The sequence below is a fragment of the Haemophilus parainfluenzae T3T1 genome, from assembly GCF_000210895.1.
GTDB classification, from domain to species: Bacteria; Pseudomonadota; Gammaproteobacteria; order Enterobacterales; family Pasteurellaceae; genus Haemophilus_D; species Haemophilus_D parainfluenzae_A.
In genome coordinates, this window is sequence record NC_015964.1 from 1,862,036 (window position 1) to 1,888,714 (window position 26,679).

At 39.3% G+C, this 26,679-nt stretch carries 22 protein-coding genes; 10 read left to right on the plus strand and 12 right to left on the minus strand.

Annotation, left to right across the window (positions count from 1 at the left end; all coding sequences use genetic code 11):
- Positions 1 to 10: 10 nt before the first annotated feature.
- The 3 genes from pntA to rsmI form a co-directional block, all read right to left on the minus strand.
- Positions 11 to 1,552 (minus strand): Re/Si-specific NAD(P)(+) transhydrogenase subunit alpha, encoded by a 1,542-nt coding sequence (pntA, locus tag PARA_RS09195; protein WP_014065529.1) that lies wholly within the window; start codon positions 1,550 to 1,552, stop codon positions 11 to 13.
- A gap of 307 nt (positions 1,553 to 1,859) precedes the next feature.
- Entirely contained in the window at positions 1,860 to 3,308 is a 1,449-nt protein-coding gene (gene tldD, locus PARA_RS09200) for a metalloprotease TldD (protein ID WP_014065530.1), read from the minus strand.
- A gap of 79 nt (positions 3,309 to 3,387) precedes the next feature.
- Entirely contained in the window at positions 3,388 to 4,236 is an 849-nt protein-coding gene (gene rsmI, locus PARA_RS09205) for a 16S rRNA (cytidine(1402)-2'-O)-methyltransferase (RefSeq protein WP_014065531.1), read from the minus strand.
- Positions 4,237 to 4,305: 69 nt separating this feature from the next.
- On the opposite strand from rsmI, the gene PARA_RS09210 reads away from it, so the two are divergent.
- From PARA_RS09210 to lysS, 8 genes are all read left to right on the plus strand, one after another.
- Positions 4,306 to 6,027 carry a penicillin-binding protein activator gene (locus PARA_RS09210; protein WP_014065532.1) on the plus strand — a complete coding sequence of 574 codons (1,722 nt, stop codon included), beginning with the start codon at positions 4,306 to 4,308 and terminating at the stop codon, positions 6,025 to 6,027.
- A gap of 3 nt (positions 6,028 to 6,030) precedes the next feature.
- Positions 6,031 to 6,390: a YraN family protein gene (locus PARA_RS09215; protein WP_014065533.1), complete on the plus strand. Its 360-nt coding sequence runs from the start codon at positions 6,031 to 6,033 to the stop codon at positions 6,388 to 6,390.
- Between the two features lie 12 nt (positions 6,391 to 6,402).
- Positions 6,403 to 6,987: a D-sedoheptulose-7-phosphate isomerase gene (locus tag PARA_RS09220; protein ID WP_014065534.1), complete on the plus strand. Its 585-nt coding sequence runs from the start codon at positions 6,403 to 6,405 to the stop codon at positions 6,985 to 6,987.
- A gap of 84 nt (positions 6,988 to 7,071) precedes the next feature.
- Complete coding sequence (gene dolP / locus PARA_RS09225; protein ID WP_014065535.1) at positions 7,072 to 7,653, plus strand: division/outer membrane stress-associated lipid-binding lipoprotein; 582 nt, start codon at positions 7,072 to 7,074, stop codon at positions 7,651 to 7,653.
- A 273-nt stretch (positions 7,654 to 7,926) separates the two neighbouring features.
- Positions 7,927 to 10,197: a class 1a ribonucleoside-diphosphate reductase subunit alpha gene (nrdA, locus tag PARA_RS09230; protein ID WP_014065537.1), complete on the plus strand. Its 2,271-nt coding sequence runs from the start codon at positions 7,927 to 7,929 to the stop codon at positions 10,195 to 10,197.
- An 11-nt stretch (positions 10,198 to 10,208) separates the two neighbouring features.
- The gene (locus PARA_RS09235) at positions 10,209 to 11,045 is read left to right on the plus strand and encodes a DUF4393 domain-containing protein (RefSeq protein ID WP_014065538.1); all 837 of its coding nucleotides are present in this window, start codon (positions 10,209 to 10,211) and stop codon (positions 11,043 to 11,045) included.
- Between the two features lie 9 nt (positions 11,046 to 11,054).
- Positions 11,055 to 12,185 carry a class Ia ribonucleoside-diphosphate reductase subunit beta gene (gene nrdB, locus PARA_RS09240; protein ID WP_014065539.1) on the plus strand — a complete coding sequence of 377 codons (1,131 nt, stop codon included), beginning with the start codon at positions 11,055 to 11,057 and terminating at the stop codon, positions 12,183 to 12,185.
- Positions 12,186 to 12,468: 283 nt separating this feature from the next.
- Positions 12,469 to 13,977, plus strand: coding sequence for a lysine--tRNA ligase (gene lysS, locus PARA_RS09245; RefSeq protein ID WP_014065540.1), 1,509 nt, complete (start codon positions 12,469 to 12,471; stop codon positions 13,975 to 13,977).
- A gap of 138 nt (positions 13,978 to 14,115) precedes the next feature.
- Here the strand turns inward: lysS and PARA_RS09250 are convergent, their stop codons facing one another.
- From PARA_RS09250 to pxpB, 7 genes are all read right to left on the minus strand, one after another.
- A complete protein-coding gene (locus tag PARA_RS09250) occupies positions 14,116 to 15,261 on the minus strand; it encodes a 5-methyltetrahydropteroyltriglutamate--homocysteine S-methyltransferase (RefSeq protein ID WP_014065541.1) in 1,146 nt (381 codons plus the stop codon).
- Between the two features lie 188 nt (positions 15,262 to 15,449).
- Complete coding sequence (locus PARA_RS09255; RefSeq protein WP_014065542.1) at positions 15,450 to 16,712, minus strand: cytosine deaminase; 1,263 nt, start codon at positions 16,710 to 16,712, stop codon at positions 15,450 to 15,452.
- A gap of 9 nt (positions 16,713 to 16,721) precedes the next feature.
- Complete coding sequence (gene codB, locus PARA_RS09260) at positions 16,722 to 17,948, minus strand: cytosine permease (RefSeq protein WP_014065543.1); 1,227 nt, start codon at positions 17,946 to 17,948, stop codon at positions 16,722 to 16,724.
- A gap of 129 nt (positions 17,949 to 18,077) precedes the next feature.
- Entirely contained in the window at positions 18,078 to 19,271 is a 1,194-nt protein-coding gene (locus PARA_RS09265; protein WP_014065544.1) for an NRAMP family divalent metal transporter, read from the minus strand.
- Positions 19,272 to 19,319: 48 nt separating this feature from the next.
- Positions 19,320 to 20,057: a 5-oxoprolinase subunit PxpA gene (pxpA, locus tag PARA_RS09270; RefSeq protein WP_014065545.1), complete on the minus strand. Its 738-nt coding sequence runs from the start codon at positions 20,055 to 20,057 to the stop codon at positions 19,320 to 19,322.
- A complete protein-coding gene (locus PARA_RS09275; RefSeq protein ID WP_014065546.1) occupies positions 20,044 to 20,973 on the minus strand; it encodes a 5-oxoprolinase/urea amidolyase family protein in 930 nt (309 codons plus the stop codon). Before PARA_RS09275 ends, pxpA begins: the two co-directional genes overlap by 14 nt.
- Positions 20,970 to 21,611, minus strand: a complete 642-nt coding sequence (gene pxpB / locus PARA_RS09280) for a 5-oxoprolinase subunit PxpB (RefSeq protein WP_014065547.1) — start codon at positions 21,609 to 21,611, stop codon at positions 20,970 to 20,972. Before pxpB ends, PARA_RS09275 begins: the two co-directional genes overlap by 4 nt.
- A gap of 212 nt (positions 21,612 to 21,823) precedes the next feature.
- Between pxpB and fbp the strand changes: the two genes are divergently transcribed.
- Positions 21,824 to 22,828 carry a class 1 fructose-bisphosphatase gene (gene fbp / locus PARA_RS09285; RefSeq protein ID WP_014065548.1) on the plus strand — a complete coding sequence of 335 codons (1,005 nt, stop codon included), beginning with the start codon at positions 21,824 to 21,826 and terminating at the stop codon, positions 22,826 to 22,828.
- Between the two features lie 86 nt (positions 22,829 to 22,914).
- Here the strand turns inward: fbp and lptG are convergent, their stop codons facing one another.
- Together lptG and lptF are read right to left on the minus strand one after the other, a co-directional pair.
- Positions 22,915 to 23,988, minus strand: coding sequence for an LPS export ABC transporter permease LptG (gene lptG / locus PARA_RS09290; protein ID WP_041918328.1), 1,074 nt, complete (start codon positions 23,986 to 23,988; stop codon positions 22,915 to 22,917).
- An 11-nt stretch (positions 23,989 to 23,999) separates the two neighbouring features.
- The gene (gene lptF, locus PARA_RS09295; RefSeq protein WP_014065549.1) at positions 24,000 to 25,091 is read right to left on the minus strand and encodes an LPS export ABC transporter permease LptF; all 1,092 of its coding nucleotides are present in this window, start codon (positions 25,089 to 25,091) and stop codon (positions 24,000 to 24,002) included.
- 104 nt (positions 25,092 to 25,195) lie between these two features.
- Here lptF and PARA_RS09300 point away from each other — a divergent pair, with 104 nt between their 5' ends.
- On the plus strand, positions 25,196 to 26,671 hold the full coding sequence (locus tag PARA_RS09300; protein WP_014065550.1) for a leucyl aminopeptidase: 1,476 nt from the start codon (positions 25,196 to 25,198) through the stop codon (positions 26,669 to 26,671).
- Positions 26,672 to 26,679: the final 8 nt, after the last annotated feature.

Below are 26,679 nucleotides of genomic sequence, written 5' to 3' on the forward strand. Positions count from 1 at the left end.
CGTCTTCTCCTTAACCTTTTCTAAACATCGCCAACATACGTTGGGTTACACGGAAACCACCAAAGATGTTGATACTTGCCACCAAGATTGCCACAAAGGCTAATACATCAATAAAGAAGTTACCTGTTGGTTGTCTAATTTGCAGTAATGCACCCACAATAATGATACCTGAAATCGCATTGGTTACCGCCATAAGTGGGGTGTGTAAAGCGTGGCTGACGTTCCAAACCACGTAGTAACCAACTACACAAGCCAATACGAATACGGTGAAGTGAGAAAGGAATGCCGCTGGCGCCACAGATGCAAGCCAGAGGAATAACACACCTACACCTGCCATCACACCGTATTTGATGCGAGGATCTGCCGGTTTTTCTTCCTCTTTTTTAACCGCACTTTGTGCCGCTTTCGCTTCTTGTTTTGGTTGTGCTGACACTTGGATTTGTGCTGGTGGAATTTCTTCCCCATCACGTACTACGGTCACACCGCGTAATACCACATCGTCAAAATCGATATTAATCTTACCGTCTTTTTCTTTACAAAGTAGTTTTAATAAATTAACTAAGTTTGTACCGTAAAGTTGGGAAGATTGTGTTGGTAAACGACTTGGGAAATCGGTGTAACCAATCACTTTTACTTGGTTCTCAGTGGTGACCACTTTACCTGCTTCAGTGTAAGCACAGTTACCACCGGTTGCAGCTGCTAAGTCCACCACCACAGAACCCGGTTTCATGGAATCAACCATTTCTTTTGTGATTAAGCGTGGGGCTGGTTTACCTGGAATCGCCGCAGTGGTAATAATGATATCCACTTCTTTGGCTTGTTCCGCATAAAGCTCCATCGCGCGGCGGTTAAATTCTTCTGACATCACTTTCGCGTAACCATCGCCGCTGCCGCCTTCTTCTTTGAAATCAATTTCTAAGAAAGACGCGCCCATACTTTGTACTTGTTCTTTTACTTCTGGACGAGAGTCAAAAGCACGAACAATCGCACCAAGGCTATTCGCAGCACCAATCGCGGCAAGACCCGCTACACCGGCACCAATGACTAACACTTTTGCTGGTGGTACTTTACCTGCTGCGGTAATTTGTCCCGTGAAGAAACTACCAAATTCATGAGCGGCTTCAATCACCGCACGATAACCAGAAATATTCGCCATAGAGCTTAATGCATCAAGCGCTTGCGCACGGGAAATACGTGGCACAGAATCCATCGCTAATACATTAATTTTTTTCGACGTGAGTTTTTTCATTAAATCCGGATTTTGTGCGCGCCAAATGAAGCTCACAAGTATTGCACCTTCCTTCATTTGATCAATTTCTGCATCCGTTGGTGGATTCACTTTAAAAATCACATCCGAATGCCACACTTCTGAACTTGAGCCAATTTTTGCGCCGGCGTCGATAAATGCTTGGTCTTCAAAACTCGCTTTAAATCCCGCATTGTGTTCTACGATGACGTCAAAGCCCAGTTTTAAGATCTGCTGAACCGTTTTTGGCGTTGCCGCCACACGATTTTCGCTCTCAAGCAGTTCTCTAGGTACACCAATTAACATAAATGTTTCCCTCTGGTTGATGAAATTTCAGACAAACTCACGCCTGTCCCTGTCTCTTAAATGACAAAAAGTCATGCAACGATAAATGTATCACTTATTGCGATTGTTTGGGGAAATTTTTTAACTGGTTTTACAAGATATTGTGATAGGGATCACAAAAGTGTGGATATGAAAATATCGTATGCAGAATTGCTCACTTAACCCAATGATTATTCCTGAGAAAGCGATGAATTAAAATAACGGAAAAACTGACCGCACTTAAATAAAAGGAACAAAAAAGCCCGATATGATTTATCGGGCTACATGCTTAATTTGTTCCACCAACGGTGATTTCATCAATTTTCAAGGCGGGTTGCCCAACACCGACCGGTACACTTTGGCCATCTTTGCCGCATACACCGATACCAAGATCTAAGTCTGTTTCATCGGCGACCATAGAAACTTTTTGCATCACATCGATACCGCTGCCAATTAATGTAGCGCCTTTAACAGGTTTGGTGATTTTGCCTTTTTCAATAAGATAAGCTTCAGATGTCGAGAACACAAATTTACCCGAGGTGATATCCACCTGCCCCCCACCGAAGTGCGGTGCATAAATACCGCGATCCACAGAGGCTACTAAATCTTCAAATTTGCTTTGACCTGCCAACATATAGGTATTCGTCATTCGTGGCATTGGTAAATGCGCATAAGATTCACGACGACCATTCCCCGTTGGTTTCACGCCCATTAATCGCGCATTGAGTTTATCTTGCATGTAGCCTTGCAAAATCCCATCTTTGATTAAAACGTTACACTGACTTGGCACGCCTTCATCATCAATGGTTAGAGAACCACGGCGGTTTTGTAATGTACCATCATCCACAATTGTACATAATGGCGACGTCACCAACTCACCAATTTTACCCGTAAATAAGGAACTTTCTTTGCGGTTGAAATCCCCTTCCAAACCGTGTCCTACTGCTTCATGAAGCAACACACCTGGCCAACCAGCCCCTAATACCACTGGCATTAATCCTGCCGGTGCTGCGACCGCACTTAAATTCACAAGGGCTTGACGAACCGCTTCTTTGGCAAAATTAACGGCACGAATATCCCCATTTACCACTTCAAAGAACCAATCTAAGCCAAAGCGGCCACCTGAACCACAACTACCACGCTCACGTTTGCCATCTTCTTCCACGAGAACCGAAATGGATAAACGCACAAGCGGGCGAATATCTGCAGCAAGTGTGCCATCTGTTGCGACCACTAACACTTCTTCATAAATCGAACTTAATGCTGCAGAGACATGTGTAACACGAGGATCTTCGGCTCGAGCTGTACGATCCACGAGGTGCAATAACTCGATCTTTTTCTCTTTGCTTAAACTTTCTAATGGATTAATCGCCGCATAACGCTGAACCGCATTCACCGCATTAAATGCTTGAGGCGAAATTAAATTGCCTTCTTTAATTTGTGCAATACCTTTTACGGCCTCTGCACATTGTTGTAATGAGGCTAAGTTGATTTGGTCAGAATACGCAAAGCCTGTTTTTTCGCCAGAAACTGCGCGTACACCGACACCGCGATCAATATGAAAGCCACCTTCTTTAATAATACTATCTTCTAATACCCAGCTTTCATCTTGGCTTAATTGAAAATAAAGATCTGCATAATCAATATGACGATGTGACATCACATCAAAAATATTAAGCAATGATTGATGAGATAAATTGCTTGGTGCAAGTAAGGTATCTGAAACCTGTTTTAACATTTGTTCTCCGACATTTATAAAATTTAATTCTGCCAAATCACCCCTCGCCGCTCTTTGCTAAAAAGGGATAGTTTTTTGACTAATCTAAATTATCCAATCCAAATTGGTATAAGGCATTTTTCTTATAACCATAAAGTTCAGCCACAATTGCCGCGGCTTTTTTTAAAGGGAGCTCTTTGGCAATCAAAGTAAGTGCTTTAATTGCTTGCGGTGAAAACTCTTCGCTATCTTCTGATTTTGGTTTACCTTCCACAATTAACACCATCTCACCTTTCGTGCGATTCGGATCTTCACTTAACCATTGACGAAGATCACTTAATTTATCCCCTGCAATGGTTTCCCATGTTTTCGTAATTTCACGGGCAAGTACAACATAGCGTTCACCACCTAATACATCTTGCATATCGGCAAGGGTATCTAAAATGCGGTGGGTTGATTCATAAAAGATTAAAGTGCGGTCTTCTTCTGCGATATTTTCTAACTTATCTTTACGCGCCTTGGTTTTGGCCGGTAAAAAGCCTTCAAAGCAAAAACGGTCAGATGCGATGCCCGATGCGCATAATGCAGTAATCGCTGCACAAGCACCGGGTAATGGCACCACTTTAATGCCAGCCTCACGACATTGACGCACTAAATGAAAACCTGGATCGCTAATTAAAGGGGTTCCCGCATCTGAAATTAATGCAATATTGGTGCCTTGTTTTAGCTTTTCTACCAATACATGAGCTTTTTCTTGTTCATTGTGATCATGCAAGGCGAAAAAAGGCTTTTTGATACCATAATGGCTGAGCAATAAACCACTGTGTCGCGTGTCTTCCGCAGCAATTAAATCCACTTGTGAAAAGGTTTCTAAAGCACGTTGTGTTATATCTTGTAAATTCCCGATTGGCGTGGCGACAATATATAAAATTCCGGTTAAATCATTCATTTTTGTTTGCTTTTACATTGTGAGATAAGTAAGATCGACCATTATTGATTTATTCATTATGGAGCGAATATGTCTATTCTATTACAAGGCGGTCGTTTTAAAAAACGTTTAATGCCGATTTTATTGTCTGTTGCATTAGCGGGTTGTTCTAACTTATTTGGCAGCAGCTTTACTCAAACATTACAACGTGATGCCAATGCAAGTTCTGAATTTTATATGAACAAATTAGGACAAGTACAAGATAAAGAAGATCAACAAACTTACAAACTCTTAGCAGCACGTGTATTAATTACTGAAAATAAAGTGCCACAAGCCGAAGAGTTATTAAATGAATTGGTTGACTTAAACGAAGCACAACAATTAGACCGCGCTTTAGTCGAAGCACGTATCGCTGCGGCGAAAGGCGCTAATGAGATGGCTGAAAGTAAATTACGTGCACTCGATCTGACTAAATTAAGTCCATCACAAAAATCTCGCTATTACGAAACCTTTGCTCAAACAGCTGAAAATCGTAAAGATGTGATTGAAGCGGTGAAAGCGCGTATCAAAATGGATGAAAACTTAACAGACATTCAACGTCGTAAAGATAATGTTGATAAAACTTGGTCGTTACTCCGTTCTGCAAATACTGCTGTTATCAATAATGCCTCAGATGAAGGTAGCGTAGCATTAGGTGGTTGGCTCACCTTGATTAAAGCTTATAACGACAACATCCGTCAGCCAGTACAATTAAGCCAAGCGTTACAAAGTTGGAAATCCGCTTATCCAAACCACGTTGCGGCAACCTTTTTCCCTAAAGAGCTAGAAAGCTTGTTGAATTTCCAACAAACAAATTTAGCTCAAATTGGTTTAGTCTTACCTTTAAGTGGCGATGGCCAAATTTTAGGTACAACGATTCAATCAGGTTTCAATGATGCAAAAGGTGACTCAACCATTCCAGTACAAGTGTTTGACTCATCAACTACCCCGATTAATGACATTATTGCACAGGCAAAAGCATCGGGTATTAAAGCGTTAGTGGGTCCATTACTTAAACAAAACGTCGATGCCATCATTGCGAATCCAAGTGCAGTACAAGGCATGGATGTGCTCACATTAAATGCAACAGCAAATACTCAAGCAATTAACCAAGTATGTTATTACGGTTTATCTCCAGAAGATGAAGCAGAGTCTGCGGCGAACAAAATGTGGAAAGATGGTGTTCGTAACCCAATTGTGGCAATGCCACAAAATGATTTAGGACAACGTGTTGGTAATGCTTTCAACGTACGTTGGCAACGTTTAGCGGGTACAGATGCAAATATTCGCTACTATAACTTACCGGCTGATATTACCTACTTCTTCCAAGGTGCGCCGCAAGATACAAGTGCACTTTATGTCATCTCTTCACCAGATGAATTGGCTGAAATTAAAGGTTATTTAGATACCAGCAATCCGAATGTACGCATTTATGCAAGCTCTCGTTCTAACGCAGCAAGTAATACACCAGAATACTATGCGAAAATGAATGGCGTTCAATTTAGTGATATTCCATTCTTTAAACAAAGCGATTCTTCACAATATCAAAAAGTGGCCGGCTCAACTGGTGGTGAATTCCAATTAATGCGTTTATATGCAATGGGTTCTGATGCATGGTTGCTCATCAATCACTTTAATGAATTACGCCAAGTACCAGGTTATACCTTAAGCGGTTTAACCGGTCAGCTTAGTGCTGATTCAAACTGTGATGTGGATCGCGATATGACATGGTATCAAGTACAAGATGGTAACGTGGTAGCGGTTGCGAACTAATCCATGTTTTCATTAAAACGTCAACAAGGGGCGGGCTTTGAACATCAAGCCCGCCTTTTCTTAGAAACCAAAGGTCTCAAATTCATCGCTGCGAATCAATATTTCAAATGCGGTGAATTGGATCTTATTATGCAAGACGGTCAAACGATCGTTTTTGTTGAGGTACGTCAACGATCCAACTCAGCATTTGGATCCGCTGTTGAAAGCGTGGATTGGCAAAAGCAACAAAAATGGCTGAATGCTGCAAACTTATGGCTTGCTAAGCACGATCTGAGCCTTGAAGATGCGGATTGCCGTTTTGATCTTATCGCCTTTGGTAAAACAGCCAGCGATATTCAATGGTTTCCTAATTTCCTCGATTAATCTTTTCTAATTATGTTACAAAAAGTCAAAGATATTTATAGCGAAAGTATTCAAATTCAAATTTCTGCTTCTAGCCTACTATCAGAAAATATTGCCACCGCCGCACAAATGGTGATGCAATGTTTACTGAGTGGTAATAAAGTCATTGCTTGTGGAGTCTCTCGCTCTTATGCTAATGCACAATTTTTAGTATCAAATCTGCTTAATCGCTATGATTTTGAACGCCCTAGCCTGCCTTCTGTACTGCTTAGCCTTGAAAGTGCGGTCGGTTCTTCACTGGTTTTTGATCAACCTAGTGATCAACTTTATCAACATCAATTTAACGCTATTGCTAAACCCGGCGATTTATTGCTCGCCTTTGCCCCTTTAGGCACAGAAAAAGCCGTGCTAAATACGATTTCCAATGCAGTCAATAAAGAAATTCAGGTGATTGCTTTAACGGGTTCAAATAACGATGCTATTCAAGGTGTATTAGCTGAAACTGATTTAGAAATCTCCATTCCTGCCACTAAAGAAACACGTATTTTAGAAAATCATTTATTCGTGATTAACGCACTTTGTGAGCTTGTTGATAGCACACTTTTCCCAAGAGCTTGACATTAAAGGATTTTCCAACCAAACTATTTCTAAAATTAATTGACTAATTAATTAGCTCACTCATTTATAAAAAGGAGATTAATAATGAAATTGACCCCATTTAAAAAATTAGCCTTCGTCCTAGGCGCATCAATTATGTTACAAGGCTGTGTAGCTGCGGTTGTTGGTGGCGCAGCGGCTGGCGCAAAAGTTGCAACAGATCCTCGTACCATGGGTACACAAGTAGATGACGAAACCCTAGAAATAAAAGTTGAAAACGCATTAGATAAAGATGCACAAATTAAATCTGAAGGTCGTGTAAATGCTGTTTCTTACAGTGGTCGCGTCTTATTAATTGGTCAAGTACCGAGTGAAAGTGTAAAAGAAACCGCAACCAGTCTTGCAAAAGGTGTAGAAGGTGTAAACGACGTATACAATGAATTACGTGTTGGGCCAAAAATTACTTTTGGACAAATTACAAAAGACAGTTGGATTACGACACAAATTAAATCTAAACTCTTTGTAGGCGATAATGTAAAAGCAACAGATGTGAAAGTGATCACCGAAAACGGTGAAGTATTCTTACTCGGAAACGTCACTCAATCACAAGGTGACTCAGCTGCAGAAATTGCAAGCAAAGTCTCTGGTGTTCAAAAAGTTGTCAAAGTATTTAAATATTTGAATTAATTAATTTTTTAACTCTTAAAGTGCGGTCAAAAATCATCTTGTTTTTGACCGCACTTTTTCTTTACAAAGATTTACAAAAAAGATCCTGCCTAAAAAAACATCACTTAGAAGATAAGTCATTTATTTTAAATGACTTATCTTTTGTCAATAATGTAAGTAAAAAATTTACTGCTTGAATTCAATTTTAAAACACTCTATCTTGTGCATCGTTATTTTTCATAACACTATATCTTGTGTTTTTTAAAGTCATCTCTCTAGCAGGTTTTATCTCCCATGAACAAAGGATTAATGGTTACAAAGCGCGATGGTACGCTTGAACAAATCAATTTAGACAAAATTCACCGTGTGATTACTTGGGCGGCTGAAGGCTTGGAAAACGTCTCTGTTTCTCAAGTTGAATTGCGTTCTCATATTCAATTCTATGAGGGTATTCGTACCTCCGATATTCATGAGACCATTATTAAAGCAGCAGCAGACCTAATCAGCAAAGATACCCCTGATTATCAATATCTTGCTGCACGTCTTGCGGTTTTCCATTTACGTAAAAAAGCGTATGGCCATTTTGATCCACCTCGTTTATACGATCATGTGAAAAAATTAGTGCGTATGGGCAAATACGATCCTGCCCTTTTAGCCGACTATACTCGTGAAGAATGGGATGAAATGGATGGGTTTATTGATCACTGGCGTGATATGACCTTTTCTTATGCCGCAGTAAAACAATTAGAAGGAAAATACTTAGTTCAAAACCGTGTAACTGGTGAGATTTATGAATCTGCACAATTTCTTTATTTATTAGTTGCAGCGAGCTTATTCTCAAAATATCCACAAGAAACCCGTTTGGATTACATTCGTCGTTTCTACGATGCAACCTCAACCTTTAAGATTTCTTTACCAACGCCTATTATGGCGGGGGTTCGTACGCCTACGCGTCAATTCAGCTCTTGCGTATTGATTGAATGTGGTGACAGCTTAGACTCTATCAATGCTACCTCTGCAGCAATCGTAAAATACGTTTCACAACGTGCAGGTATCGGGGTGAATGCAGGTGCAATTCGTGCGTTAGGTAGCCCAATTCGTGGTGGCGAAGCCTTCCATACTGGCTGCATTCCATTCTATAAACACTTCCAAAGTGCCGTCAAATCTTGTTCACAAGGTGGCGTACGTGGTGGCGCGGCGACAGTTTACTACCCGATTTGGCACTTAGAAGTTGAAAGCTTATTAGTATTGAAAAATAACCGTGGTGTGGAAGATAACCGTGTTCGTCACATGGACTACGGCGTACAGTTAAACAAATTAATGTATCAACGCTTAATTAAAGGCGCAGACATTACTTTATTCAGTCCTTCAGACGTACCTGGACTTTATGAAGCCTTCTTTGCTGATCAAGATAAATTTGAAGAACTTTACGTGAAATACGAACAGGATCCAAATATCCGCAAACGTTCTGTAAAAGCCGTTGAGTTATTCTCTTTATTAATGCAAGAACGTGCATCAACCGGTCGTATTTATATCCAAAACGTGGATCACTGTAATACCCATTCACCGTTTGATCCGCTTGTTGCACCAGTGCGTCAATCTAACTTATGCTTAGAAATTGCATTGCCAACTAAACCATTACAACATTTCCATGATGAAAATGGTGAAATTGCCCTTTGTACACTTTCAGCATTTAACTTGGGTAAATTAGAGAATTTAGATGAGTTAGAGAGCCTAGCAGATCTTGCAGTACGTGCATTAGATGCATTACTTGATTACCAAGACTACCCTGTTCCTGCGGCGAAACGCTCTTCATTAGGTCGTCGTTCACTTGGTATCGGTGTAATTAACTATGCGTATTATTTAGCGAAAAATGGCGTGCGTTATTCTGATGGCTCAGCGAACGATTTAACTCACCGTACGTTTGAAGCAATTCAATACTATCTATTGAAAGCTTCTATGAACTTAGCAAAAGAATTAGGTGCATGTGAATACTTCAATGAAACCAATTACGCAAAAGGTATTTTACCAATCGATACATATAAGAACGATATCGATAGCTTAACGCAAGAACCATTGCATTATGATTGGGAAACGTTACGTCAAGAAATCAAAGAGTTTGGTTTACGTAACTCGACCTTAACCGCATTAATGCCGTCAGAAACCTCTTCACAGATTTCTAACGCAACAAATGGTATCGAACCACCACGTGGTCATGTAAGTATTAAAGCGTCAAAAGATGGTATCTTAAAACAAGTCGTACCGGATTATGAAAACTTAAGCGACAACTACGAGTTACTTTGGGATATTCCAAGCAATGATGGTTACTTACACTTAGTGGGCATCATGCAAAAATTCGTAGACCAAGCGATCTCTGCAAACACCAACTACGATCCAAAACGTTTTGAAGACGGTAAAGTACCGATGAAAGTGTTGTTAAAAGATCTTTTAACCGCTTACAAATACGGCTTAAAAACCCTCTACTATCAAAACACTCGTGATGGTGCTGAAGACAGCCAAGAAGATTTAGATGACGGCTGTGCAGGCGGTGCTTGTAAGATTTAAAGGGGTATATTATGAGTACTGAAGACATTGAAAAAGCCCTAAATCTTCTAAGAGCTGACTCTCCTACTAATATTCAAGCTATGTTAAATAGTGATAATCCTGATTTGAATGAAGCAGGGAAAATAGAAGCTAGATTAAAAAGAAAGGATGCTGAGAATAAAGAGAAAGTTAGAAACTTTTTTCCCTCACTCATTAATACAATAAAGGGGGGAAAAGCCCTTAAAAAGATTTCTGATAATTTTAATGAGCTTCCAGAATCAAGAAAAGATAGTATTGCAAATAAATATTTAAGACTAGCTGAATGTGATAAACACATTGAAATATCATCAATTCCAGCATTTGCAGATAGTGTAGAAAGGTTACACTATCTGGAAGATGAGCCTAACTTAGCTGAATTATTTGAAGAGCTACTAATAAGTACTATTGACTCATCCCAAAAAGAAGTTAATCATCCTGCTTATGTTGAGGTACTTAAGCAAATAAATAATCAAGAAGCAAAGAATCTTAAACTTATATTCCAAGAACATGAAACTCAGCTAGCTATATCTAATATAAATTTAGTAGTTAATGAAAAAGGGCACTACATAAGTCAAAGACAATACTTATTACCTCAGCCCTATTCATCTATTACCAAAAGAGAATTAGAAAATTGGGAGCGTCTAAAATTAATATCTATAAATATGGATGCATACTTAACTGATGAATCAGAATACATAGATTTAGAAGATAAAATTGAAGAAACTAATAAGACCCTCCCCTCTCCTAAAAGGTTAGAGATAAAAAAAGGCATATTATCTTTTACCGATTTCGGTAAAAACTTTGCTAAAGCAGTTGGCATTATAAAGTAGGAAAATAAAATGGCATACACCACTTTCTCACAAACTAAAAACGACCAATTAAAAGAACCGATGTTCTTTGGTCAAAACGTTAACGTTGCGCGTTACGATCAACAAAAATATGAGACTTTTGAAAAGCTCATTGAAAAACAACTTTCTTTCTTCTGGCGTCCAGAAGAAGTGGATGTGTCGCAAGACCGTATCGACTATGCCGCGTTACCTGAGCATGAAAAACACATTTTCATCAGTAACTTAAAATATCAAACCTTATTAGATTCGATTCAAGGCCGTAGCCCGAACGTCGCATTATTACCGTTAGTGTCTATTCCTGAATTAGAAACCTGGATCGAGACTTGGACATTCTCTGAAACCATCCACTCTCGTTCTTACACACACATTATTCGTAACATTGTGAACGATCCATCTATCGTATTTGATGACATCGTGACGAATGAAGAAATCATCAAACGTGCACGTGACATTTCTTCTTATTACGATGATTTAATCCGTGATAGCCAACTTTATAGTCTATATGGCGAAGGTACATACACGGTAGATGGTAAAGAATGTGTGGTGACATTACGTAACCTGAAAAAACAACTTTACCTTTGCTTGATGAGTGTGAACGCACTTGAAGCGATTCGTTTCTACGTATCGTTTGCTTGTTCCTTTGCCTTTGCAGAGCGTCAATTAATGGAAGGTAATGCAAAAATCATTAAATTCATCGCCCGTGATGAAGCCTTACACTTAACTGGTACACAGCACATTTTAAATATTATGGCTGCAGGTCAAGATGATCCTGAAATGGCTGAAATTGCAGAAGAATGTAAACAAGAAGCCTATGATTTATTCTTAGCCGCAGCAGAGCAAGAAAAAGAATGGGCGGATTACTTGTTCAAAGACGGTTCAATGATTGGTTTGAACAAAGACATTTTGGTGCAATACGTGGAATACATCACCAATATCCGTATGCAAGCAGTAGGTCTTCCATTACCATTTGGTGCGCGTTCTAACCCAATTCCATGGATTAACGCATGGCTTGTTTCTGACAACGTACAAGTAGCGCCACAAGAAGTCGAAGTGAGTTCTTACCTTGTTGGTCAAATTGACTCTAAAGTCGATACTAATGATTTCGGCGATTTCGATCTTTAATTAATCACTCTACGTAAAGACCGGTCAGTATTTTCAGAGTTTAAAACCTTTGGAAAATTGACCGCTCTTTTGTTTGTATGAATATCAAGACATGATGATAAACGTTTTGATTAAAAAAATAGCACAATTTTGCTTTCCTGCATTTATCACCAACACTTCCCCTATAAAACAGATGACTTCATTAAAAAAGGCTTAACAAAAAACCATGCTATGGGTAGAATAGAAGAAACCTTTTTATTTTCAATAAATCACATTCTAATTACAAACTAGCGAGGTAAAGGATATGTCTGAACAAGAAGTTAAAGAATTAGATCTCAATGGTGAAATGCAAGTTCGCCGTGAAAAATTAGCCGCATTACGTGCAAAAGGTAATGCGTTCCCGAATCAATTCCGCCGAGATGCCCTTGCTCAAGATTTACATGATAAGTATGAAGCCGAAGATGGCGAAGTATTAAAAGAAAAAGCCATTGAAGTGGCCGTTGCTGGTCGTATTATGACTCGTCGCGCAATGGGTAAAGCCACCTTTATTACTTTGCAAGATATGAGTGGCAAAATTCAATTATACGTTGCTCGTGATAACCTTCCAGAAGGCGTTTATGAAGAAGATGTAGGTAGCTGGGATTTAGGCGATATTATTGGGGTGAAAGGTACACTTTTCAAAACCAAAACCAATGAATTAACCATTAAAACAACGGAAGTTCAACTTTTAACCAAAGCGCTTCGTCCATTACCAAACAAATTCCATGGTTTAACTGACATGGAAGCACGTTATCGTCAACGTTACTTAGATTTAATTTCTAATGAAGAATCTCGCCGCACATTTATTATTCGTTCAAAAGTGATTGCGGGTATTCGTGAATTCTTTATTTCTAAAGGTTTCATGGAAGTAGAAACCCCTATGCTACAAGTGATTCCTGGCGGTGCATCTGCTCGTCCATTTATCACTCACCACAATGCATTAGACGTTGATATGTATCTTCGTATTGCACCAGAACTTTACTTAAAACGTTTAGTGGTTGGTGGTTTTGAACGCGTATTCGAATTAAACCGTAACTTCCGTAATGAAGGGGTTTCTGTTCGCCACAATCCAGAATTCACTATGCTTGAATACTACCAAGCTTATGCCGATTATCATGATTTAATGGATAATACCGAAGAATTATTGCGTAAATTAGCGATTGATATTCTTGGTACCACCATTGTGAAATACGGTGATTTAGAATTTGACTTCGGCAAACCATTTGAGCGTATTACACTACATGATGCAACCATTAAATATGGTGCAGATAAAGGTATCGTAAAAGAAGATCTTTATGACTTCGATCGTGCAAAAGCAACAGCTGAGCGCTTGGGTATCGAAGTACAAAAATCTTGGGGCTTAGGCTCTATCGTGAATGCGATCTTTGAAGAAGTGGCTGAACATCACTTAATTCAACCAACCTTCTTAATGGCACACCCTGCAGAGATTTCTCCGCTTGCACGTCGTAACGATGAAAACCCAGAAGTAACAGACCGTTTTGAATTGTTCATCGGTGGTCGTGAAATTGGTAACGGTTTCTCAGAATTAAACGATGCCGAAGACCAAAACGAACGTTTTGATGCACAAGTTGCAGCGAAAGAAGCGGGTGATGATGAAGCGATGTTTAAAGATGATGACTTCGTTGTGGCACTTGAACACGGTTTACCACCAACAGCAGGTGAAGGTTTAGGTATTGACCGCTTAGCAATGCTTTATGCTAACGCGCCATCTATCCGTGATGTGATCCTATTCCCTGCAATGCGTCAAAAATAATTAAATTGAAATAACATAAAAGGAAGTCTATTGACTTCCTTTTTTATTGTTTAATAAGTGCGGTCATTTTTTACCGCACTTTCATGAAAAAAAGAGATAACCATCTTAACGATTATCTCTTTTACATTCTAATTGAAATTATTTACCCCAAACTTCTTCCACGATACTACGGATAAATTCGAGTTTCTTCCATTGTTGTTCTTCCGTCAAGATATTACCCTCTTCCGTTGAAGCAAAACCACATTGTGGACTTAAGCAAAGTTGATTGATATCCACATATTGTGCCGCTTCTTTAATACGAGCAATAATTTCATCACGGTTTTCTAACTCGCCCGATTTAGAAGTGATTAATCCTAATACTACTTGTTGATTTTTAATAAAGCGTAAAGGTTTGAAGTCTCCTGCACGATCACTGTCGTACTCTAAGAAGAAACCATCTACATTACAATGACCAAATAAGGTTTCTGCGATAGGTTCATAACCACCTGCCGAGAACCAAGTTGAACGGAAGTTACCACGACAAATATGCATTGTAATCGCTAAATCAGCAGGTTTCGCAGCTACGATTTTGTTTAACATATACACATAATCTTTAGCAATTTGATCTAAATCTAAACCGCGTTCAGTATAGGTTTTACGTTTATCTTCAGCACAAAATTCGCCCCAACTGGTATCATCCAACTGTAAATTGCGGCAGCCTAATTTATAGAATATATTCATCGCATCAATATAAGCATCAGCAATATCATCTAATAACAACTGATTGTTATCTTTATAACGTTCAATTGGCTGATAATCTGTGGCACGTACTGTACAAATTAAATGAAGCATAGACGGAGAAGGAATCGTTAATTTGACTTCAGTCTCCCCTGCTATTTTTTGTAATGAGCGGTAATGTTCAACGAAAGGATGGCTCTCTGAAAAACCAACTTTATCCACAATTTTTAACGTTTTTGGACGTACATTATCGTGTTTAAATTGCACTGAGAATTTTTCAGCATCCACTTCTTTCACACCATCTAATGCGGCTAAGAAATCCAAATGCCAAAAAGTACGACGAAATTCACCATCGGTCACCGCATGTAATCCAACATTTTTTTGATGTTCTACCAATTTAGCAATTTCTGCATCTTCAACTTGCGTTAAATCAGTACAAGAAATATCACCACAACTACATTGATAACGAGCCTGTTTTAAAGCCTCTGGGCGTAAAAAACTGCCTACAATATCAAAACGATATGGCGCAGAAGTACGAATAGTAGCATTTGGAAAAAGTTTACTCATTTTGCTTTCCTATATTTAATTAATTTTAAGATAGATTGAGTGTAACAAAATTAACGTCCTCATTAAAGATTTAGACGTCTAGATGGATGTGAATTTTATTATGATTTTATATGAATGGAATTGATATAAAATTTAAAAAGAAAAGTGCGGTTTAAATTTCTCTTAAATTTTGACCGCACTTTCAATGATTAACGATAGTTTACTTGTTCACTATCGGATAAATGAATGGTGGTTTTTGCCAGCTGTGTCTCAGAAATCACTTTACCATGACGAATAGAATAACGTGTAGGAACTTGACGGCGTACGGCATCAAAGCCATTTTCTGCTGGCAATACAATAAAGTTTGCACTGTTACCTTCTTTGATTCCATAATCCGTTAAACCCAATGCTTTTGCACTATTTTCAGTGACTAGTTTCAAACCATCATTAATTTGACCATATCCCATTAACTGGCAAACATGTAATCCCATGTGTAATACCTGCAGCATATTCGCTGTGCCTAGAGGATACCAAGGATCAAACACATCATCATGGCCAAAACAAACATTGATGTTATTTTTGAGCATCTCTTTTACTCGTGTTACACCACGGCGTTTTGGATAGGTATCAAAGCGTCCTTGAAGATGAATATTCACTAATGGATTTGCAACAAAATGAATTTTTGACATTTTTAGTAGTCGGAAAAGGCGTGATGCATAAGCATTATTATATGAGTGCATGGCCGTTGTATGGCTTGCTGTTACCTTTTCCCCCATGTCATATTTCAAGGCTAATGCCGCGACAGTTTCAACAAAACGAGATTGTTCATCATCAATTTCATCACAGTGGATATCAATCTGTTTGTTGTACTTACGAGCAATATCAAAAGCGATATGCATGGATTCCACGCCATATTCACGGGTAAATTCAAAGTGTGGAATACCTCCAACAACATCAGCGCCCATCTCCATAGCCTGATCTAATAGTTTCTCGCCATTTGGATAAGACAAAATACCTTCTTGTGGAAACGCTACAATCTGTAAATCTACCCAAGGGGCGATTTCTTTTTTGACTTCAAGCATGGCTTTTAATGCTGTTAATGTTGGATCAGAGACATCAACATGAGTACGAACATACTGAACCCCATTTGCAATCTGCCATTTTAATGTCTTCCATGCTCGAGATTTTACATCTTCATGGCTTAATAATGATTTACGCTCAGCCCAACGCTCAATCCCTTCAAATAAGGTACCCGATTGGTTCCAATTAGGCTGCCCAGCTGTTTGTGTTGCATCCAAATGAATATGAGGCTCTACAAATGGCGGATAAATAATACCTTCTTCACCATCGAGTATCTCACCTGAATAATTAAAAACCTCATCTTGAGGAAAAATTCGACTAATTTTTCCTTCTTCAATTAAAATCTGCCATAACCCTTCTCGATTATGAATGTGTACATTTTTAACTAACATCCGTTTTCCTTATTTCATCGCTAATTTTTTACCGAGTAATGGTGTTAAAACCAAATAGGTAACTGCCCCACCAATCACCGCATTCACAGGGATAATGCCTGGTAATAATTTACCACAAGCCACACCAATAATGACTGAAACGATCGCAGTCCAATTTATATTTAAGAATTTAGCTTGTTCAAAATTTTCATAGGCTTTACGACGTAAAATATAATCAGCAATAATGACACCACCAATAGGAGGAATTGCTGAAGATAAGAAAGTCAGCCAGCCGACAAAATTATTATATAACCACAAGGCACATAAGGTTCCGATAATACCATTAACGACAGATAAAGTGCGGCTACTTAATCCCGTAATATTCGCAAAACCTAAACCTGAAGCATAAAGCGCATTATCATTTGTCGTCCAAATGTTTAAGCCGAGTACAATGATAGCTGGAATAATAAGACCTTGAGCAACCATCACATCAGAAATATCTGACATTCCCGTTACTGCCGCGCCTGCTGCACCAAAAATAAACATTAATGAGTTACCTAAAAAGAAAGCAATCATACTAATAATGATTGCTTGCTTTGCTTTTCGACCAAATCGAACAAAATCGGCAGTTAATGAGCCCGCACTAATAAAGGAGCCTACAACTAATGTGATCGCCATTGAGAGAGAAATGCTTTCTTTTGGCACAATATGTTGCAATACTTCTAAGCCACCGGCATTCGTAACGGCAAGGTAAACTGAGTAAGAACCTAATATGGCAATAGCTGGTACCGCAATAGTGGAAAGAATAGTTAGCGCTGAAATACCAAAGAAGACCGTAATCGTCATCAATAAACCAGAACCCAGAATTAAATAATTAACATCAATACCAGTTACTTTATTAACTGGGATTGCAAACATCGCCACGCCAACACCAAACCAACCGACTTGAGTGCCCCCAAGCAATAAAGATGGTAACCACGAACCTCTAATACCAAATGAATAGCGCGCTAAAATATGCGTGGTTAATCCTGTTTTAGCCCCAATATAGCCAAGAAAAGAGGTATAAATACCTAACATTAGGTTACCTAAAATAACGGCAAGCCAGAAATCATTATAGGTTAACGATGTCCCTAATGTTCCCCCTGTCCACATACTCGCTGAAAAGAATGTTAAACCTAACATGACAAATGTTAACGCTATCGCACCTTTTCGCTCATTATAGGGGACGGGCTTTAAACTAAAATTTTCCGAACTCATGAAATAGTCTCCTTCCTAATAAAAATCGAGGCATTCTAATACTAAGAAAACCAAAAGGCAAACGTTTGCGTAACCGCATAATCAAGAAATAGATAAAAAAATACCCGCAATTTCGCGGGTATTTTATCGTTAGCTAAGAAAACTAGATACATAAGAAATTATGGTTTTTCCACTTAATATTGCCATAATAATCACTACAAACCAGCCAGCAAAAGCTAAACAAATTGGGTGTTTATAGCTACCAACAATATTGCTTCGATAAGCGGCTAATAAAATCAAGGCTAGTGCTATTGGTAAAATTAAACCATTTAGGGTTCCCACAAAAACCAGTACAGCAGCAGGTTTCCCTACAGTGACAAGAACTGCTGTAGAAACCACTATAAACCCAATAATCCAACAGTTTCTATTTCGTTCAATTGTCGGACAAAGGCTCGTGAGGAATGATACCGATGTATAAGCGGCACCAATAACTGATGTGATAGACGCTGCCCAAATCACCACGCCAAATAAGATTTGGCCAAAATGGCCTGCCACGTATTCGAAAGGCGTTTCTGCTGGATTTTTAGGATTCAACGGAATCCCTTTGGCGACAACACCAAGCACTGCAAGAAATAATACAACACGCATGGTAGAGGCGATTAAAATAGCCGATACAGAGCTACGACTCACTTCAGCCATTGCTTTTTCACCCTGGATCCCCGCGTCTAATAAGCGGTGAGCTCCAGCAAAGGTAATATATCCCCCTACGGTTCCTCCAACTAATGTCACAATTGCGATAGGATCAACTTGCTCTGGAATAAAGGTACGATATGCTGCTTCTACTACTGGCGGTTCTGTTTTAAACATAACATACAAAGTCAGTGCAATCATAATAAAACCCATTAATTGGGCAAAGCGATCCATTAACAATCCTGCTTCTTTACGTAAAAAAATTAAAATTGCAATGATGCCACTGATAACAGCTCCTGTTTCTGGGGCGATACCAAAGATTGAATTAAGCCCTAGGCCTGCGCCCCCTACATTACCAATATTAAAAGCCAACCCTCCCATCACGATAAGTGACGCAAGAAAATAGCCCGCGCCTGGAAAAACAGCATTAGAAATATCCTGTGCTCGCTTTCCTGATACCACCACAATTCGCCAAATATTAAGCTGAGCACCAATATCTAACAAAATCGATAATAAAATCACAAAGCCAAAACTGGCTAATAAGGTGTTTGTAAAGGTTGCAGTTTGAGTTAAAAAGCCAGGACCAATTGCTGAAGTCGCCATTAAAAATGCCGCCCCTAGCACTGCATTTCGGCGGTGATTGATTGATGCCATAAAGCACCTCCCTTGTTAAGTTGATGTTGTGTGTTATGTTTATTCGGCTTATACCGTTATTGTTATATGATTTTTTTCTAATTCTTCCACAATGCGTGCTGCAAATTGTAGAGAATGTTGATTATCGCCATGTAAACAGATACTTTCTGCTTTTACTGGCACAAGGCTTCCATCAATGGCTTTGACTTGACCTTCTGTTACCATTTGTAACACTTGTTGAATGGCTTCCTCATCAGACTCCACCATTGCATTCGGTTGCGAACGAGGTACTAAACTCCCATCAGCCATATAATGGCGATCCGCAAACACTTCAGAAATGGTTTGTAAACCTTCTTCCTCAGCTACGCGTAACATTAAGCTGCCTGCTAATCCCATTAATTTTAAACTCGGATCAAATTGATAAATAGTTTGTGCAATTAAACGGGCTAACTTTTCATCTTTAGCAGCTTGATTGTATAAAGCACCGTGAGGTTTAACATAACTAATTTCCGTGCCTTCCCCATCACAAATTGCTTTTAAGGCACCAAGCTGATAGCGCAAATGTGCAATTAATTCCTGTTCAGGTAAATCCATCTGAGTTCGCCCAAAATTTTCTCGATCAGGGAAGCCTGGATGAGCCCCTATACGCACCTGGTTTTCTTTCGCAAATCTGACCGCACTTTGCATTTCTTTTGCTCCACCGGCATGTAAACCGCAAGCAATATTGGCAGAAGAAAGCAATTTTAATAAGGCCTCATCAAAAGGAAAACCTTCAGCAATATCGGCATTTAAATCAATTTTTTTCATCGACAATTCTCCTAATTTGATCGAGGTATATCTCATTTTTACGACGCAATTTTGCGGCTTGTTCTAAACTAACTGCCTCGAATTGAATGGTTGAGCCTAAACGTACCTGTGCCAACGCACCAAGATCCGCATCGATCACATTGGCAATTTTGGGATAACCGCCCGTAGTTTGTGCATCAGCCATTAAAATAATTGGTTGACCACTTGGTGGCACTTGTACGCTACCAAATTGAATAGCATGAGAGAGCATTTCCAGCGGTTGCTTTAATTCTAATTTTTGCCCTTGAAAACGATAACCCATGCGATCACTGTTGCTTTGCAACGTCCATTTACTTCGCCACCAATAATATTGGGATTTTCGTTTAAATGCCTGATATTCAGAGGACGGTAACGCATGAATAGTATGTTTAAGTGGAATAGGTGCAATCCCAATTTCACTACGCAAAATAGGATCATTTACCGTTTGCAGTTGATCGCCCACTTGTAAACCACGTCCTTCTATTCCTCCTATTTGAGCTCGGAGATCTGTACTACAAGAGTTCAATTCTTGGGGTAAGGTAAAACCACCTTGAACACATAAATAGCCATGCATACCAATTTTTGCACGTATCATTTTCAGAACTTGCCCAGCTCGTACCTGATAACGCCAGTAAGCAAAAACCGGTTTATCATCTAAGGTCATTTCATAAAATGCCCCAGTGACACAAAAATTCATATCCTGCTGGAATTGCAATGTAATACCACCTAAAGGGACTTCGATTGCCGGGGCATCCTCTGCATTACCTAGTAAAATATTACCAGCGCGTAACGCCAATTTATCCATTGCTCCACATTGACTAATCCCAAATCGACGTAAACCAAAACGGCCTAAATCCTGAATTGTTGCGCGGGATTGCACATCAATAACATGAATCATAATTCAATCCCCTCCACCACAAATTTCACCGTATCTCCTGCTTGTAATAAAGTAGGTTGTGCTTGATTTTTGTCAAAGAGCGCATGCTTAGTATGACCGATTAATTGCCATCCGCCAGGAGAGGAAAAGGGATAAATGCCCGTTTGAGCCCCACCAATACCAACAGAACCGGCAGGAACAAGTGTTCTTGGGACAGCACGACGTGGCGTGTGCAGGCTTTCAGGTAAACCACCTAAATAGGGAAAACCAGGTTGGAAACCAATCATATATACCGTATAAATCGGTTCGCTATGCATTTGAACAATTCGTTCTGGTGTGGTGTTATGTAATTTGGCTACTTCAGATAAATCTTGGCCTAATTCGCCGCCATAAATTACCGGGATCTCGATATGACGACCTTGAAAAGTGGATACTTTCAATTCTCCCCAACGTAGTTCCAAGCGCTGAATAAGCGGCTCAAAATCTACGTAAAAATCAGTGAAGACCGTGAGATTATTCATTCCCACGACAACTTCTACAATATCTTTCTCAGACTGTAGTTGGTTGGCAAACGCCCAGAGTTGGCGTTGTTGTTGAAGTGAAGCTGGTGGCGGTAAAGAGCAAACCACCGCCGACTCGCTGATCGGGGTTATATTCATAAGGTACCCTTTATTCTGATGTTGTGTTATTTGTTATTTTTTTGTTACACCTCTCTTTTAAAGGATATTTATAGGTTTTGTCAAGGTTTTGTATCAAAAATAAAATGTGACAAAGATCTCATTCTTCACATTTTGATCTCAATCAAAAGTGCCAAATAACATATAATAAAAGGGTCTATTATTTATTTAACAATTATAAAAAAGGAATAAACATGAAAACATTGAGTGAATTTATTGTTGAACGCCAAGCAGAGTACCCAAATGCAAAAGGGGAACTTAGTGGTATTTTGTCTTCTATTCGTTTATTAGCAAAAATCATTCATCGTGATATCAATAAAGCAGGTTTAACCAATATCCTTGGTCAGTCTGGTGTCGAAAACGTGCAAGGTGAAAGCCAAATGAAATTGGACTTATTCGCCCATAACACCATGAATGCAGCCCTCATGTCACGTGAAGAAGTGGCGGGTTTTGCTTCTGAGGAAGAAGAAAGCTTTATCGCTTTTGATACTGAACGTGCTCGTAATGCGAAATATATTATTTTGACTGACCCACTTGATGGTTCATCCAATATTGATGTGAACGTTTCTGTTGGTACGATTTTCTCTATTTACCGTCGTGTATCCCCTATTGGCTCACCTGTTACCTTAGAAGACTTTATGCAACCAGGTAATAAACAAGTCGCGGCGGGTTACATCGTGTATGGTTCTTCCACTATGTTGGTTTATACCACTGGTCATGGTGTAAATGGTTTCACTTATGATCCATCTATCGGTACATTCTGTCTTTCTCATGAAAATATGCAAATGCCAAAAGACGGTAAAATTTACTCCATCAATGAAGGACAATATCTTAAATTCCCACAAGGGGTAAAAAAATACATTAAATATTGCCAAGAGGAAGATAAAGCAACTAACCGACCTTATGCGTCACGTTATATTGGTTCATTAGTGGCAGACTTCCACCGTAACTTATTAAAAGGCGGTATCTACATTTATCCAAGTGCAACTAACTATCCAAATGGTAAGCTTCGTTTGCTTTATGAAGGCAATCCAATGGCATTCTTAGCAGAACAAGCGGGGGGTATTGCATCTGATGGTTACAATCGAATTTTAGATATTCAACCAAGTGAACTTCACCAACGTGTACCACTTTTCATCGGTTCCGCAGAAATGGTGAAAAAAGCCGAAGAAATGATGAGAGAATTTAAAGAAGATTAAATTCCTAAAGTGCGGTCAATTTTAACCGCGCTTTTTTAGCGAACAAAAAAGCGAACTTTATATGTTCGCCTTTTTCATTTTTTGTATTAATCTCGTTTTCTTGCAAGTAGCCACCAAATAATCGCCATAAACAAGAGGCTTGGCATTAGTGCACCTAAAAAAGCTGGCGCATTAAATACCACACTCATTTGTCCAAAAATTTCATTGACGACATAGAACAAGAAACCAAAACAAATCCCCGTTACGATTCTCGCTCCTGCAGTGACACTACGTAATGAACCAAAGATGAAAGATAACGCAAGCATCATCATTACACCTACAGAAAGGGGCTGAAAAATCTTACGCCAATAGGTTAATTCAAAACGGCGAGAATCCTGTCCTGTTTGTTTTAAGAAAGCAATATATTCATACAAACCGGAAATAGATAATGACGTTGGACGTAATGAAACTGCGCCTAATTTATCTGGCGTTAAGCTTGTTGCCCAATCTTCTGTTAAACGGTTTGTTGTGGTAATTTGTTCTTTTGATACCGCTGAATTATTCACTTGACGCAACTGCCATTGATTATTTTCAGCAGAATATTGTGCTTGATTTGCATGCTTCAAATGAGTGAGATTACGCTGTTCATCAAAGGTATAAATATAAATATCTTCTAATTGTGCATCATCGGTAATACGACGAACATACACGAAATTATTACCATCTTTTGCCCATACACCATTTTTTACCGAAAGCATTGAACCACCGGAAAGTGCACGAGTACGCATATCACGAGCAAACTGTTCAGTTTGTGGAATCCCCCACTCACCAATAATCATAGTAAAAAGCACCAGTGGAAGTGCCGTTTTCATGACAGCTAATCCAATTTTAAAACGAGAAAAACCTGCGGATTGCATGACCACTAATTCACTGCGGCTGGCTAAATTACCTAAAGCAATTAAGGCACCTAACAAGGCCGCCATTGGGAAAAAGGTTTCCACATCTTTAGGAATGGTTAATCCTGTATAAGCCACCGCTTGCCAAATATCATAAGAACCTTTACCTACGCTACGAAATTGTTCTACAAATTTGATAATTGCCGAAAGGCCAACCAACGTAAATAACGTGGCAAAAATTGCCCCTAAGATGCTTTTACCGATATAACGATCAAGAGTATTCATTAACATTGTTATTACCCTTTTCTGAATACACGACGGAATTTATGCATAGCAGTGCTATCCCAACTATTCAGCACAATCCCTAAAATTAAAAAGGCGATATTTACCAACGGCATTAACAAACCTGCATCAAGCTTATCAGCCCCCCCCGCAGATTTAAATGAGCTTTGTAACAAGAAGTAAATTAAATAAAGCAATAATGCTGGTAAGATTTTTGCGAAACGACCTTGACGAGGATTCACTTTACTCATTGGTACAGCAATAAGCGCCATTAAAGGCACCGCTAAAATTAAGGTAATTCGCCAATGCAACTCTGCTTTTGCGGCTGCACTTTTATCTTTTAATAATTGCTCAAAAGATAATTCAGCGGCTTCATCACTTTCCGAGTTTGTCTCTTGATGGCCTAAATACGCTTGGTAGTCATCAAAATGTGTAATACGAAAATCAGGAAGTACGGATGTGCCTTCTACACGCAAGGTATTCTGTAAATTCAAGACTTGGTCACCATTCGGTAACGCTTTTAATTCACCTTTTTCAGCCGTAACCACTGATGGTTTAGTTTGGCCTTTGGCTTTCATTTGGAAAAGATAAACATCACTGATTTGATTACCGTTAATCTTATCAATGAATAAGACGAAATTATTGTTGCTTGTGGACATGAATTGACCAGAAGCCAATGCCCCCATGGTTGGGTTCGCTTTAGCATCTTCGACAATCGCCGCTTGCTTTTGAATGGCCCATGGAGAAAGCCACAATGCATTGTAAGCAGCCAAGCCAGCTGTGAACAAAGAAAGAATTAACGCCACACGAACAAGGATACGTTGTCCCACACCACAAGCCCGCATTACCGTAATCTCACTTTCTGCGTAGAGTCGACCGAAAGTCAGCAAAATGGCGATAAACAAACATAATGGCAACATTAATTGCGCCATTGTCGGCATCCCTAAACCAAGTAAAGAGAACACCAGATCGGCGGGAACCTTACCATTTGCCGCTGAACCAAGTACGCGAACAAGTTGTTGGCTGAAGAAAATTAAAAGCAAAATAAACAAAATCGCAATCTGGCTTTTAAAGACTTCTTTCGTTAAATATCGGGTTAATATCATTCTTTTTTCTAACTAAAAAACACGGGAAACTGGCTAATTTAGATGGCGTATGATACCTTATTTTGACTGATTTAAATAGCAAATTAGCAACATAAGGAAATAACATGAAATATCAAGCAAACTCAACCGCACTTTCTCAATCAACCGATTGCCTTATCATCGGCATTTATGAGAACAACGAATTGACAAAAAGTTTCAATGAAATCGACCAAATCACAAAAGGTTACCTCAGTCAGTTAGCCCAAAGCCAAGATCTTTCAGGCAAAATTGGCCAAGCGACTCTGCTTCATTCGTTACCAAATCTTGCCGCTAAACGCGTGTTAGTCGCAGGTTGTGGCAAAAAAGGTGAAACGACTGAACGCCAATTTAAACAAATCATCCAACGTGTTACCCAAACATTAAAAGAATTAAATATTCAACAAGTGGTAAATAATTTAACGGATGTGGAAATCAAAGACCGCGATCTATTTTGGAATGTGCGTTTTACTGTTGAAACCATCGAACATAGCCTTTATCAATTTGATGAATTTAAAAGTAAAAAAGCGGATGCTATCTCACTTCAAGAAATCATTTTTAATATCGATGACGCACAAGCTAAGCAAGCCATCGCAGAAGCGCAAGCCATTGCAAATGGTGTAAAAGCTGCGCGTAATATCGCGAATATGCCACCTAATATTTGTACACCGGCTTATTTAGCAGAACAAGCTAAAAAATTAGCTGAAACATCAACCGCACTTTCCCTCGATGTGGTTGATGAAGAAGACATGACAAAACTTGGCATGAATGCGTATTTAGCCGTATCTCGAGGTTCGCAAAATCCAGCTTATATGTCTATTTTACATTTCAACAATGCGCCTGATAAAAACGCGAAACCAATCGTGTTAGTAGGTAAAGGCTTAACCTTTGATGCGGGCGGTATTTCTTTAAAACCTGCCGCAGATATGGATGAAATGAAATACGATATGTGCGGTGCGGCTTCGGTATTCGGTACGATGAAAGCCATTGCTGAATTAAATCTGCCACTCAATGTTATCGGCGTATTAGCAGGTTGTGAAAACTTACCTGATGGCAATGCTTATCGTCCAGGTGATATTCTCACCACGATGAACTGTTTAACCGTAGAAGTATTAAATACCGATGCGGAAGGACGTTTAGTACTTTGTGATGCGCTCACCTATGTAGAACGTTTTGAACCGCAATATGTGATTGATGTCGCAACCCTAACAGGTGCTTGCGTGGTGGCGTTAGGTCAACATAACAGCGGCTTAGTTTCAACTGATGATGCCTTGGCTGAACAGTTATTAAAAGCGGCACAGCAAACTACCGATAAAGCTTGGCGTTTACCGTTGAGTGAAGAATATCAAGAGCAATTAAAATCACCATTTGCCGATTTAGCCAATATTGGCGGGCGTTGGGGCGGTGCAATTACTGCGGGGGCATTCCTCTCTAACTTTACGAAAAAATATACTTGGGCGCATTTAGATATTGCTGGGACAGCTTGGCTTCAAGGCGCCAATAAAGGTGCAACAGGTCGTCCAGTATCTTTATTAACACAATTCTTAATTAACCAAACTAAATAATTAATATA